General features: G+C 54.5%; 10 protein-coding genes. 3 read left to right on the forward strand and 7 right to left on the reverse strand.

The window, feature by feature from the left end:
* Nucleotides 1-19 precede the first annotated feature (19 nt).
* The 4 genes from NDQ72_00245 to tkt are packed head-to-tail and all read right to left on the reverse strand — an operon-like array spanning nucleotide 20 to nucleotide 4,211.
* Nucleotides 20-1,063, reverse strand: a complete 1,044-nt coding sequence (locus NDQ72_00245; GenBank protein ID WKD28415.1) for an erythrose-4-phosphate dehydrogenase — start codon at nucleotides 1,061-1,063, stop codon at nucleotides 20-22.
* 60 nt (nucleotides 1,064-1,123) lie between these two features.
* A complete protein-coding gene (locus tag NDQ72_00250) occupies nucleotides 1,124-1,843 on the reverse strand; it encodes an LrgB family protein (GenBank protein WKD28416.1) in 720 nt (239 codons plus the stop codon).
* A complete protein-coding gene (locus NDQ72_00255; GenBank protein ID WKD28417.1) occupies nucleotides 1,833-2,186 on the reverse strand; it encodes a CidA/LrgA family protein in 354 nt (117 codons plus the stop codon). Before NDQ72_00255 ends, NDQ72_00250 begins: the two co-directional genes overlap by 11 nt.
* A gap of 33 nt (nucleotides 2,187-2,219) precedes the next feature.
* Nucleotides 2,220-4,211 (reverse strand): transketolase, encoded by a 1,992-nt coding sequence (gene tkt, locus NDQ72_00260; GenBank protein WKD28418.1) that lies wholly within the window; start codon nucleotides 4,209-4,211, stop codon nucleotides 2,220-2,222.
* A 247-nt stretch (nucleotides 4,212-4,458) separates the two neighbouring features.
* On the opposite strand from tkt, the gene metK reads away from it, so the two are divergent.
* Both metK and ligB read left to right on the forward strand, forming a co-directional pair.
* Nucleotides 4,459-5,679, forward strand: a complete 1,221-nt coding sequence (gene metK, locus NDQ72_00265) for a methionine adenosyltransferase (protein WKD28419.1) — start codon at nucleotides 4,459-4,461, stop codon at nucleotides 5,677-5,679.
* A 138-nt stretch (nucleotides 5,680-5,817) separates the two neighbouring features.
* Nucleotides 5,818-7,503 carry an NAD-dependent DNA ligase LigB gene (gene ligB, locus NDQ72_00270; protein WKD28420.1) on the forward strand — a complete coding sequence of 562 codons (1,686 nt, stop codon included), beginning with the start codon at nucleotides 5,818-5,820 and terminating at the stop codon, nucleotides 7,501-7,503.
* A 5-nt stretch (nucleotides 7,504-7,508) separates the two neighbouring features.
* On the opposite strand, the gene NDQ72_00275 is transcribed toward ligB, so the two are convergent.
* A complete protein-coding gene (locus tag NDQ72_00275; GenBank protein ID WKD28421.1) occupies nucleotides 7,509-8,450 on the reverse strand; it encodes an AEC family transporter in 942 nt (313 codons plus the stop codon).
* A 178-nt stretch (nucleotides 8,451-8,628) separates the two neighbouring features.
* Here NDQ72_00275 and metF point away from each other — a divergent pair, with 178 nt between their 5' ends.
* A complete protein-coding gene (metF, locus tag NDQ72_00280) occupies nucleotides 8,629-9,471 on the forward strand; it encodes a methylenetetrahydrofolate reductase [NAD(P)H] (GenBank protein WKD28422.1) in 843 nt (280 codons plus the stop codon).
* 118 nt (nucleotides 9,472-9,589) lie between these two features.
* On the opposite strand, the gene NDQ72_00285 is transcribed toward metF, so the two are convergent.
* Both NDQ72_00285 and NDQ72_00290 read right to left on the reverse strand, forming a co-directional pair.
* Entirely contained in the window at nucleotides 9,590-11,788 is a 2,199-nt protein-coding gene (locus tag NDQ72_00285) for a TRAP transporter permease (GenBank protein WKD28423.1), read from the reverse strand.
* A 97-nt stretch (nucleotides 11,789-11,885) separates the two neighbouring features.
* Nucleotides 11,886-12,866 (reverse strand): TAXI family TRAP transporter solute-binding subunit, encoded by a 981-nt coding sequence (locus tag NDQ72_00290; GenBank protein WKD30319.1) that lies wholly within the window; start codon nucleotides 12,864-12,866, stop codon nucleotides 11,886-11,888.
* Nucleotides 12,867-12,963: the final 97 nt, after the last annotated feature.

Below are 12,963 nucleotides of genomic sequence, written 5' to 3' on the forward strand. Positions count from 1 at the left end.
GAAAAGACATGATGCAGGCCTAGCGAGCGTTGCTTTTGGAAAGCGATGCCAGCCGTTGGGTGATATCCAGCATACGATTGGCAAAGCCCCATTCATTATCAAACCAACACAGCAGCTTAATTAAGCGTGTCCCCGCGACCCGTGTTTGCGTGGCGTCTAGGATGCCAGAGCGTGGATCATGATTAAAATCTATCGATGCCATGGGGGCTTCGGTATAGCCTAATACGCCAGCTAAGCGCTGCTGACTGGCGGATCGTAGTAAGTCGTTAACGTGCTCGGCACTCGTATCACAACGCACAGTCAATGCGGCATCCATGGCAGAGACATTAATGGTGGGTACGCGCACGTGCAGACATTCAAAACGACCGGACAGACTTGGCATCAAGCGGCTGATCCCGACGGCCAACCCCGTGTCTACGGGGACAATCGACTGCATGGCCGAGCGTGTCAGGCGCAGATCCGTTTGATGATAAGCATCAATGACGGGCTGGTCGTTCATGGCCGAGTGGATAGTGGTGGTAACGCCGTGTTCAAGCCCCAGTGCTTCGTCCAATACGGTGAGTAACGGGACAAGGCAGTTGGTGGTGCATGAGGCCGCTGAGAGAATGCGGTGGGAGAGTGTGAGCTCATGTTCGTTGATGCCCCACACAATCGTCGTATCCACATCGCTTTCGGCGGGTTGAGAAAACAGCAATCGCTTAGCGCCCGCGGCTAAATGCTGCTCCGCTGTCGCACGATCCTTGAAACTTCCAGAGCATTCCAGAACTAAATCAATGTCTAGTGCTGCCCAGGGCAGAGCCTGCGGATCACGCTCGCAAAGAACGTGTATGCGCTGGCCATTGATAAGCAGGCATTCACCGTCATTGTCTACTTCGCCTGGGAAACGACCATGGGTCGTATCGTAGCGAGTAAGGTAGGTAATTGTCGCAAGATCAGATAGCTCATTGATAGCGACCACTTCAATTTCTGGGTGGTTGCGCTCAACCAACGCTCTTAACACGCATTGGCCAATGCGCCCGTAACCATTAATGGCAATTCGATATGTCGAGTTTGCATTAGCCATGTCGCGAAGCGGCTCTCAAAAAATTGCTCAATGATAGCGTATTTCAACTGAGTTTTTTTTTCAGCTGACCGTGCCGATCAGCCGCCAGGCGAGTGGCAGCAATAGGGCGGTAAAAATACCGGTTAAACTCATGCCTAACGAGGCAAACGCGCCGGCCGTTGGGCTAAGTTCAAAGGCTCGCACAGTGCCAATGGCATGGCCATTGAGACCCAGTGCGAAACCAATAATGCGTTCATCGTTAATTTTAAGCAGCCGAGCAACGACACTCACGAAGGGAATAGTAACGACTCCTGTCATTAACAGCGCCCCCATGAGTAACGCTACGTTGCCGCCGAGCTGTTCAGTAATGCCGATGGCAATTGGCGCGGTGACTGATTTGGCGGCGAGTGACGCCAAAATAGTCGGGCTAGCCCCCATCAGCCAAGCAATGCCGATTGCGTAGCAGGCCGCTAGTGCGGCGGCGACTGGTAAGCAAAGTGTCAGCGGTTGCCAAAGCTCACGAATGCGCGGCAACTGTTGATAGAGCGGCATGCCTAAGGCAACGGTCGCCGGCCCTAACAAAATGGTGAGCCATGAGGCCCCTTGTTGGTAAATCGAATAAGGCAGCCCTATCGCGACAAGTGCCGCTGCTAATAGCAACGCAGCGATTAGAATTGCGGGTAGCCAAGAAGGGTTGCGCAAGCGCTTAAAAATCAGGTTGCCGAGCAAATAGGCTGCAAGGGTAAGTCCTACAGCAAACAGCGGTGTGGCTGTTAGAGTGGACAACATATCAGTGGGCATCTGATCGCCCAATTAGCCGTTGTAATAACCATAACGTGGTAATCACGCTTAATAACGTCCCTAGCAATAGCGCAATGAGTATGGCGAACCACTGACCCGCGAGTTCATCCAGAATAAAGAACACGCCAACGACGCCTGGCATAATCAACATGGCCAGCAGCGCGATTAATGGTTGTGCTGCGGCCGCCAAACTAGAAGGCACGCGCCCTAAGACGCCAAGGGTGGCACATAGCAGTAGCATGCCCACCACCCCCGAAGAAAAAGGCAAACCGGAGAAGTGGATGACCACTTCCCCAATTAACCAATAGCTAATTAGCCAAAGCAGACCATTTAGCGCGGGCATGGCAGAACCCACGCTAGATTAGCCTGCATGGCGTTAGCCCAGCAGCTCATTGGCCTGTTTAACAATATTTTCAACCGTAAAGCCGAAATGTTTGAACAGTTCGCCCGCAGGTGCAGATTCACCGTAGGTGGTCATGCCGATAACACGACCATCCAGGCCAACGTACTTGTACCAGTAGTCGGCATGGCCCGCTTCGATAGCAATCCGCTTGGTGACTGCCTTGGGCAGTACACTTTCACGGTATTCCGCGTCCTGGCCATTAAAGCAGTAGGTTGACGGCATGGAAACCACGCGCACTGCGCTACCCTGCCGCTCTAGTTCTGCTGCGGCGTCCATGGCAAGCGATACTTCAGAGCCGGTAGCAATCAAAATCAGCTCGGGCGTGCCGTCGCTGTCTTTCAAAATGTAACCACCACGCTGAATAGCCGCTAATTGCGCCTTGGTGCGCTGCTGGTGAGGCAGGTTCTGGCGCGAGAGCACTAACGCGGTGGGGCCAGCGTGGCGCTTCACCGCGGCATCCCAGGAAGCCGCTGTTTCAACCGCGTCACAGGGGCGCCATGTGTTCAGGTTAGGCGTTGTGCGCAGGCTGGTTAGCTGCTCAATCGGCTGGTGGGTGGGACCATCTTCGCCCAGGCCAATAGAGTCATGGGTAAATACATAAATGGCTTGTTGGCCCATCAGTGCGGCCATCCGCACGGCGTTACGCATGTATTCCATGAAAATCAGGAAGGTCGCGCCATACGGAACGAAACCACCGTGCAGGGCGATACCATTCATCACCGCGCCCATGCCGAACTCACGTACCCCATAGTGCAGGTAATTGCCGCTAGCGTCTTCCGGCGTGATGGCTTTGGCGCCCTTCCAGAAGGTCAAGTTAGACGGCGCAAGATCGGCACTGCCGCCTAGCAGCTCGGGCATTTGCGGGCCGATAACATTCAACGCTTCAAAAGAGGCCTTACGAGAGGCAATGCTTTCACCTTTCTCTTGAGCCTGCTCAATGAGCGCGGTGGTTGACAGCTCTGCCGGTAGCTGCGCCTTCATGCGGCGCTCAAACTCTTTGGCTTCGGCTGGGAATGCGTCGGCATAACGGGCGAAGCGGGCATCCCACTCCTGCTGACGGGTTTTGCCAGCGTTACGGGCATCCCAAGCAGAATAAACGGGCTCGGGGATATGGAACGGTGCGTGTTCCCAGCCGAGTTGCTTACGGGCGAGGGCCACTTCGTCGTCACCTAAGGGCGCGCCGTGTGCCTCTTCTTTGCCCTGTTTGTTAGGTGCGCCAAAGCCAATGATTGTTTTGCAGATAATCAGGCTAGGCTTATCGTCGTGGCTCTTGGCTAATTCAATGGCCGCTTTGATCTCTTCCGGCTTATGACCGTCGACGTTTGGCACCACGTGCCAGCCGTACGCTTCAAAGCGCTTAGCGGTATCGTCGGTAAACCAGCCTTCCACCTCACCATCAATAGAGATGCCGTTGTCATCATACAGGGCAATCAGCTTGCCAAGCTGTTGAGTACCTGCCAGCGATGCGGCTTCATGGGAGATGCCTTCCATTAAGCAGCCGTCACCCAGGAAGCACCACGTATGGTGATCAACAATGTTGTGGCCAGGGCGATTAAACTGCGCGGCCAGCGTTTTTTCAGCAATCGCAAAACCAACGGCGTTGGCGAACCCTTGGCCCAGCGGACCGGTGGTGGTTTCGATGCCTGGGGCGTAGCCAAATTCGGGGTGGCCAGCCGTAGGCGAATGCAACTGGCGGAAATTCTGCAGCTGTTCCAGGCTTAATTCATAGCCGCTGAGGTGCAGCAGCGAATAAAGCAGCATTGAGCCGTGGCCATTAGACAACACGAAGCGGTCGCGATCAGCCCACTTGGGATCTTCGGGGTTGTGCTTGAGGTAGTCATTCCACAGCACCTCGGCGATATCAGCCATGCCCATAGGCGCGCCAGGGTGGCCAGATTTGGCCTTCTGAACAGCATCCATGGAAAGGGCGCGAATGGCATTGGCCAGCTCAAAACGGGACGGCATGGGGGTGCTCCTCGCCTGAAAACGGAAATAATAAAGGCGCTATTGTCGCTGACTTCCCCGGCGGCGGCAAATTCTGGAGCCACGTTCTGGGAAGAACCCCCAACAGCGTGTAGACTCTGCCTCCCGAAGTGGTAGCGAAAATGGTCGTGCCGCTTCTATATATGGGCAGGGAACTGAACTTCCTGCCATGATTTCCTGCTGATGCTGCGGTCACTCTGCAGCCGTCATACAGAGGGTCGAGAGCGCGATGAGCGAATATTCCCTGTTTACCTCCGAGTCTGTCTCAGAAGGGCATCCTGATAAGATTGCCGACCAGATTTCCGACGCGGTACTAGATGCCATTATCGCCCGAGATAAACAGGCCCGCGTTGCCTGTGAAACCATGGTGAAGACAGGCGTTGCCATTATTGCTGGTGAGATCACCACCTCTGCGTGGGTTGATCTGGAAGCGCTGGTACGTGATGTGATTACCGATATTGGCTATACCTCATCTCGCGTGGGCTTTGATGGTGCAACCTGTGGGGTGATCAACCTGATCGGCAAGCAAAGCGTTGATATCGCTCAGGGCGTCGACCGCACGAAACCTGAAGATCAGGGGGCTGGCGATCAAGGGTTGATGTTTGGTTACGCGACGAACGAAACCGATTCGTTTATGCCGGCGCCAATTCACTACTCGCACCGTTTGGTTGAGCGTCAGGCGGAGCTGCGCAAAAACGGTCTGCTGCCGTGGCTACGCCCAGATGCCAAAAGTCAGGTAACGTTCCGTTATAACGCGGAAGGCAAACCCTGTGGCGTCGATGCTATCGTATTGTCTACTCAGCACGACCCGGAAATCGGCCAAGACGACCTGCGCAAAATGGTTAAGCGCGAAATCGTCGAGCAGGTGATTCCCGCTGAGTGGCTGGATGAGAATACCCAGTACCACATTAATCCGACCGGCCAGTTTGTTATTGGCGGCCCGGTGGGCGACTGTGGCTTAACTGGGCGTAAAATTATCGTCGATACGTACGGCGGTATGGCGCGCCATGGCGGTGGGGCCTTCTCTGGCAAGGATCCGTCAAAAGTTGACCGCAGTGCCGCTTACGCTGGCCGTTACGTGGCTAAAAACGTCGTTGCCGCAGGCTTGGCTGATAAGTGCGAAATCCAGGTCTCCTACGCGATCGGCGTTGCCGAACCGACGTCGGTTTCCATCGACACCTTCGGCACCGGTAAAGTCGACGATGCTAAAATTGTCGAGCTAGTGCGTGAGCACTTTGATCTGCGCCCTTACGCGATTACCAAAATGCTCGACCTGCTACACCCGATGTACCGCCTCACGTCTGCTTATGGTCACTTTGGACGTGAGCCGTTTGAGCATAGCTACAGCTGGGTAGACGACAAAGGCCAAGTGCATACAGAAACCTTTACCGCCTTCCCGTGGGAAAAAACCGATAAAGCCGACACTCTGCGTCAGGCTGCCGGTTTGTAAACCAAGCAACGCCTGTCGTAAGAGAGAACGCCCCTATGGCCTACGCCAAGGGGCGTTTTTGTTGTGCGTTGAACGGGATGATAAGCCTTACGCTAAGATTACTTTATGGATAAGGGAGGTAAGAGGGAGAGGTGGAGCATGAGACAGTGGTGTGCAGCAGGCTGGAAATGGTTACTGGTTGTTTGGTTAATGAGTGTCACCTTATCCGCACATGCCAATGTGTGCCCTGATTGGCCCCGTGAACGGCTGGCGCAAGAGCGTCAAACATTGGCAGAGCATATTGCTCGATGGGACAGCGCTTATCACGATCAGGGCGAATCACTGATTGATGATGCGCTTTACGATCAAGCAGTTGCTCGGCTAGCAAATTGGCAAGCCTGCCTGGGGGAAGTGCCCCAGCATCGACCGCTAACCAGAGTCACCCGTAGCGCTGGCACGCTAGATCATCCCGTGGCGCAAACGGGCTTGAATAAGGCCGATGATGACGGTGTGCGACGCTTTATGAGCCGCCGAGATGATCTTTGGATCCAGCCTAAGGTCGATGGTGTGGCGATAACGCTACGCTACGAACAGGGCGTGTTGGTCGAAGCGATTAGCCGCGGTGACGGCGAACGTGGTCAGAACTGGACGGCTCGTGTACAGCAACTCCCCGCTGTGCCAAACACACTGCCAACGCCGCTATCCGCCGTATTCCAAGGCGAGCTCTACTGGATATTGAATGGCCATATTCAGTCGCAGAACCCCGCCTCTGGTGCGCGAGGTGCTGTTGCTGGGGCTATGGCTCAAATATCACCTGCGCGGCAAACCCGTGAGCGGGTTGGGCTGTTTATCTGGGACTGGCCAGAGGGGCCTACTGAGATGAACGAAAGGCTAGGCCAACTGACCGCGTTAGGCTTTGATACCGCCGATTACACCCATCCTATTAATGCCCAGCATGACGCCGCCAACTGGCGCGATAGGTGGTTTAACGGCCTATTGCCGTTCGCCACCGATGGAGTGGTACTGAAACAGTCCGAACGTCCTGGGGTTCAACGCTGGACATCATCGCCGCCGGAGTGGGCAGTTGCGTGGAAATATCCCGCTCAGCAGGCGTTAGCTCAGGTTCGCGGTGTCGAGTTTCGCATTGGCCGAACAGGGCGCCTGACGCCGCTGTTGTGGCTTTATCCAGTGACGCTAGAAGGACGGCGCATTAGTCGTGTGTCTCTGGGGTCTATGGAGCGCTGGGAAGCATGGGACGTGCGCCCAGGCGATCACATTGCGATAACATTGGCGGGTCTCACTATTCCCCAGGCAACGGAAGTCGTTTGGCAAACCCAGGAGCGAGCGGCCCTTGGCGTTCCCTCGCCAGAGCGTTATCACCTGTTAAGTTGCTTTACGCTTACCACGGACTGCGACGCGCAGCTGCTGGCGCGGCTTAGCTTCTTAAGTGACCAGTTAAACATGCAAGGCGTGGGAGAAGGGACTTGGCAAGCGCTTATGGAGGCGGGTGTCGTGACTGAACTGCTGGGCTGGCTGGCAGCAACGCCGGAACAGCTTCAGCGGGCCCATGGCGTGGGAAGCGTTCGTTCAGCAGCGCTTGTCGCTCAGTTCCAGGCCGCACAAGCGGCCTCCTATTCTCAGTGGTTAACGGCGTTAGGGATGCCACCAGGTGGCAGCGCCCAGCTAGGCGACTGGGATACGTTAGCAAGCTACACATCTACAGATTGGCAAGCCGAACCCAACGTTGGCTCCGTACGTGCTGACGCGCTGGTGGCATTTTTCAGCCACCCAGACGTGCAGCGGATGGCTGCTCAGCTAAAGCTGGTGGGGGTTGAAGGCTTTTAACCTATTCAGAGGTCACCTAGCCCGGTAAGGCGCAGCATGAGGTGGAGATAGAGAGGAATGAGTAATGGCGCTAATAGCGTGGTGGTAAGCACCGCTAATGCTCCTTTTTGCGGTTGAATCCCTAGCTCCATCGCGACCACCACCACGTTAGAGGCCATGGGGACGACGCCTAGCAACAGTAATGCCATACCGAGTTCTGGCGTAAGCGGCCCCAGGGTCTGAAGCAATAAAACAGCGATTAGCATTACCAACGGCCAAAGCAGATATCGTAAGCCCACGCAGGTGGCAACAAAGCGGGAGTCCCAAGCATCAAGCGTCACCTGGCTAAGGGTCATGCCGATAATCATCATGCCTAGCAGGGTGTAGGTGGCAGGGAAAACGTCAAGCGAGTTCATCAGTGCGCTGGGCAGTGTCACGTTGAGTGCACTCAGCAGCAGCGCAGACAAAAACGCGTAAACCAACGGCAGTCGAGCAATTTTGATCAGACTTTGGCGCATAGAAAAGTGGCCGCGGGCGCTTAAGTAAAAACCCACCGTAAACTCGTATAGATTAATCCCTAACATGCAGAAGAGATAAAGCGTGACACCTTCTGGCGGCAGTAAAATTAGCGCCACGGGCAGGCCAAAGTAACCGGTATTGCCAGTGCCAGAGGAGAACGCTAACAGCGCCCCTTCCTGTGGCCCAAAGCGGTGCTGGGTAAACCAGCGTACGGCCAGCGCCATGGTACTTACCAAGATGAATAGCGCCAGCGTTAATAGCAGATACTCTGCCGTGGGGCCGCCGTTCATCAGTGCACGGAAAATGGTCAGTGGTGCGATCAGATAAACCAGTAATGTGGCGATGGGGCGCGGGTCGATTTTTAAGCGCTGTGCGGCAATCCACCCCAAGCCTACAAACCCCAATAACATCAGCAGTGGCCCCATTAGGGCGCTTGGTGCTAAATCCATTTCTGCATCCTGAGTCGCTAGGTAACGACATCGTTGTGTGAATAGCTAAGTAGTTGCGTAAATAGCTAACATGAGCCGAATTAAAGGCCGACCGTGGAATCTTTCATTAGCTCCAGCGCGGCGGAAAGAGGAGAATAACCTAAATTATCACGATGTTAACGCTTTACGAGGAAGTCCCATGAGCAGTCAAGAGCACCCGCTAGGTATTAGCTTTGAATTCTTTCCGCCCAGTACCGATGCAGGAAGAGAGAAGTTAATGCACGTGCGCGATGAACTGGCCGCTCGACAACCGCGCTTTTTCTCGGTCACTTATGGTGCTGGTGGTTCCACCCAAGCACGCACACGCGATATTGTGCGCACCGTTAGCCAGAGCGGCATTACGACCGCGCCACACCTTTCCTGCATTGGCAGTGAAAAAGCGCAACTGCGCGACCTGCTAGCGCAGTATCGTGAAGAGGGCGTCGACAGTTTAGTGGCGTTACGTGGTGACATGCCATCGGGCATGGGAAGCATTGGTGAGTTGCGCTACGCCAACGAACTGGTTGAGTTTATTCGCGAGGAAACCGGTGACCATTTTGATATTGCGGTGGCTGCCTATCCTGAATCTCATCCACAGGCACCCAACCTCGACAAGGATGTGGAAAACTTTGCTCGTAAAATGAAGGCTGGCGCCAACATGGCCATCACCCAGTACTTTTTTACCGCGGATGCCTACTTCCATTTTGTTGAAAAAGCCCGGGCATTAGGTGTCGAACAGCCGATTATTCCTGGCATTATGCCGATTACTAACTACACCAAATTGGCGCGTTTTTCAGACGCCTGTGGCGCAGAAATTCCCCGCTGGATTCGTAAGCAGCTGGAAGCTTATGGTGATGATAGTGACGCTATTGCCGCTTTTGGCACCGATGTGGTTAGCCGTTTATGTGAGCGCTTACTCGATGGTGGTGCGCCTGGTCTACACTTCTACACGCTTAATCAGGCAGCACCCGTACTGAAAATTGTTGATAACCTGAGAGGCTAGAGCGCCCTTCCAGAGCCTAGCTTAATGATCAAGAAGAACGCCCGTTCTAGAGTACTCGAACGGGCGTTTTCGTTGGGCTGTTAATGGCTAGTGGTTAAGTGAATAGCCGATTGCGCCGTCATGTGGTGCTGGGTGTTGCCTTATCGCCATGCTGCTTACGCTGCATAATGAACAGCGCTGCGCCAATCGCAAGGCCAGCAATATCGCTGTAAATGCCGCCGTAAATCATAAACAGCGCACCGACCAGCATAACCACACGCTGTAAGGTATTTACCGGTCCAAAGAACCATGCTTGCACCATGCCTGAAAGCAAGACAATCCCCAGTGTGGCGGTCACACCGACACGCAGTATCTGCATCGCGGAGCCTTCCATCAGCATCGCTGGGCTGTAGAAGAACATAAACGGCACGATAAACGCAGCAAGACCAATTTTGAACGAAGCGACCGATGTGCCCATGGGGTTATCCCCAGAAATACCGGCGGCGGCGTAAGATGCTAACGCCACTGGCGGCGTAATGGCCGACACAACCGCGAAGTAGAACACGAAAAAGTGTGCGACGAGCGGCTCGATACCAATATTGATCAGGCCGGGCGCCACCACCGATGCCGCTACCGCGTAGGCTGCCGTGGTAGGCATGCCCATGCCGAGCAGGATACTGATCAGCATGGCAAACACTAATGCCAATAGCTGGCTAACCCCGGCAAGACCTAACAGCAGTGAAGAGAAGCGCGCGCCGACGCCCGTCAGTGATATAACGCCAACAATAAGGCCCGCGCAAGCACACACCGCGATGATCTGAATCGACATGATGCCCGCTAGTTGGAGGGCTCTCAAAATAGCCCGAATACCCATTTTATTGGGTGAGATCCAACTAACAACTGCCGCTGATGCGGTGGCTAGCGTGCCGGCACGAATGACAGAGTAGCCCATAAAGAGAGCGACAATAAGAATGATGATTGGCGCGAATAGGTAGACTTGTTTAACCAGCTTGGAGAACAGCGGGATTTCATCTTTACGCATGCCACGCATGCCTTTACGCGCCGCTTCAAAATCCACCATAAAGTAGATAGAGGCGAAGTAAAGAATGGCTGGAATGACCGCCGCAATCGCAATTTCTGTATAAGGAATGCCGGTGACTTCCGCCATGATAAAGGCGCCTGCCCCCATGATGGGCGGCATGATCTGACCACCCGTAGACGCCGCTGCTTCAATGGCACCAGCACTGCGCGCCGGATAGCCGACTTTTTTCATCAGTGGGATGGTAAGTGAGCCAGTTGATACCACATTACCCGCTGATGTGCCGTTGATCATGCCCATTAAGCCGGAAGCAAAAATAGATACTTTCGCCGGGCCGCCACGGGCACGGCCAGCGGCTGCGAACGCAAAGTTGACGAAGTAATCGCCTACTTTGGAGGCCTGTAAAAACGCCGCGAAAATAATAAACAAAATGATATAAGTCGATGATACCGCCGTCGTTGGGCCAAGAATGCCCGCATCGGTATAGACCTGACTGAAGAAGCGCTGCACAGACAAGCCTGGGTAGCCTAGGAAGCCTGGTAGATGCTGGCCAGCAAAGACATAGACCAAGAAAACCGCTGAAATAACCACCAGCGCTAAACCCGCCACGCGACGAGTAAGCTCAAGAATCAGCAGTGAGCCCGCAATGGCCGCCCAGGAGATGCCGGGAGGAGCAAACGAGGTGCCTGTCGACATGCGCATATTGGTATTAAAGGCCATTAGCAAGTAAGCAGCGCTGGCGATGGCGCACACCATCAGAACGAGGTCAGCGGGATTAAAGCGGTGGCGTGCCTGACGATAGAACCACGAGAGAGCAATCGCTGCAGCTGTGGTGGCTATCAGTGGGTAGCCGTAATGCAGTGTCTCAATACTGGGGTCGATGCGCATGGCACCGCCATTGAGTGTTTGCTGCATCAAAACAACTTGTATAAGTGCATAGATCGCAGGCGCTAGGAGCGCGTAGCTGGCCCATTTGAGCCATGCCGGGGAGGCTTGCTGATCATCTTCTGCAAAGCGAGCACCGGCAAACAGCCCGTACCCTAAAATTAGCGCACCGGCAATGTGTACAATGCGAAACGACCAGGTTTCCATTGGGTACACATTGAGCGAAAACAGGTGGAAGCTTGAATAACCAATGGCCAGTGCGGCAAACAAAAAGAACTGCCAACCAACAAACACGCGGCGGTTGGACTCGACAACCTCTTCATCGACACCCTCGGCAATTGACTCGGGTATTGATGAAGCAGTTTGGGCGTCATCCTTGAGGCCGTTGGGGTCTTGATCGGTATTGTGACTCATCAGAGGTCACCCTCACAGCAAAAGCAAAAAAGAGGCGGTAGCGAACGCTGCCCCGCCCGACCAGCGGAAAACAGGGCAGCGTGAAGAGGGGCTTGGCTTAGTTGATCATGTCATCATCAATGTCGTAGCCATTCTCTTCGTACCAGCGTGCGGCACCCGGGTGGAAGGGCAGCACATTGTTGTGAATGATGTTTTCTGGGATGGTGGTTTCAGCGCTGCGGTGCACTGAGCGCATACGGTCATTGTTTTCCATCGTGGCTTTGGTGACTTCATAGATAAAGTCTTCCGGCAGATCACAGCCCGCAATGGCGAAGTTCCACATAGACACAGCGCGTGCGTCTTCTTCCAGTGTGGTGTAAGTGCTCGCTGGGATAGTGAATTCAGCAACCGGGAAGGCGTCCAGGACGGTGGCCATCTCTTCTTCGGTAAACTCAATGATGTTCACATCGGTCTGCACTTCGAGTTGGCTAACGGCAGGAATCGGAATACCCGCTGCAAACGCGATCACATCCAGCAGACCATCCTGCAACTGACCACCTAAGTCAGACCAACCGCCATTACGACGATCAAACTCAACGCCCAGCGTTTCGAGGATAGCGGGGAAGTAAGTGTCTGATGTAGAAGCGGCTGGGCCGAAGCCGATGCGCGCGCCATCAGGAATATCTGAGATGGATTCAATGCCTGAGCTTGAAAGTGCGGCAATAGAGAAGGGTGTTTCATACATCGGGAACAGCGCGCATACGTTGTCCATTGCCAAGCCAGGCGCTAGCGGACTTTCACCGTTAACAGCGTCCGACGCTGGGCCCATCGTCGTTAGACCAAAGGCCATATCGCCACTGTGTACGAGCGCAAGGTTTTGAGTCGGGCCGCCGGTGACTTCACCGCCCCCTGAAACATCCAGCTCATCAGCAATAAAGTTAGCCCAGCCTGAGCCATAAACGAAGTAGGTGCCGCCCTGACTTGCGGTACCGACAGTAAAGTTATCGGGCCATTCTGAGCGGTCTGCTTGGGCAGTGCCTGCTGCTAGAAGGGCACTACTGGCAAGAAGGGCGACGGTTTTAGGCATCATATTGCGCATGGCGAGATTTCCTAAGCTGTTATTGGGATTATCGTCTGGCGTGCTGGCACAGCCAGTGGCTTCAACGTTAAGCAGTTTATATACAGCGATAGTCATG

The organism is Halomonas sp. KG2 (genome assembly GCA_030440445.1).
Classification (GTDB): Bacteria; Pseudomonadota; Gammaproteobacteria; order Pseudomonadales; family Halomonadaceae; genus Vreelandella.

What these genes read in the sequence shown, in the direction of transcription:
- tkt (WKD28418.1), bottom strand. Translation starts at nt 4,211, where the DNA reads ATGCCGTCCCGTTTTGAGCTGGCCAATGCCATTCGCGCCCTTTCCATG.
- metF (WKD28422.1), top strand. Translation starts at nt 8,629, where the DNA reads ATGAGCAGTCAAGAGCACCCGCTAGGTATTAGCTTTGAATTCTTTCCG.
- ligB (WKD28420.1), top strand. Translation starts at nt 5,818, where the DNA reads ATGAGACAGTGGTGTGCAGCAGGCTGGAAATGGTTACTGGTTGTTTGG.
- NDQ72_00285 (WKD28423.1), bottom strand. Translation starts at nt 11,788, where the DNA reads ATGAGTCACAATACCGATCAAGACCCCAACGGCCTCAAGGATGACGCC.
- NDQ72_00245 (WKD28415.1), bottom strand. Translation starts at nt 1,063, where the DNA reads ATGGCTAATGCAAACTCGACATATCGAATTGCCATTAATGGTTACGGG.
- NDQ72_00290 (WKD30319.1), bottom strand. Translation starts at nt 12,866, where the DNA reads ATGCGCAATATGATGCCTAAAACCGTCGCCCTTCTTGCCAGTAGTGCC.
- NDQ72_00255 (WKD28417.1), bottom strand. Translation starts at nt 2,186, where the DNA reads ATGCCCGCGCTAAATGGTCTGCTTTGGCTAATTAGCTATTGGTTAATT.
- NDQ72_00250 (WKD28416.1), bottom strand. Translation starts at nt 1,843, where the DNA reads ATGCCCACTGATATGTTGTCCACTCTAACAGCCACACCGCTGTTTGCT.
- metK (WKD28419.1), top strand. Translation starts at nt 4,459, where the DNA reads ATGAGCGAATATTCCCTGTTTACCTCCGAGTCTGTCTCAGAAGGGCAT.
- NDQ72_00275 (WKD28421.1), bottom strand. Translation starts at nt 8,450, where the DNA reads ATGGATTTAGCACCAAGCGCCCTAATGGGGCCACTGCTGATGTTATTG.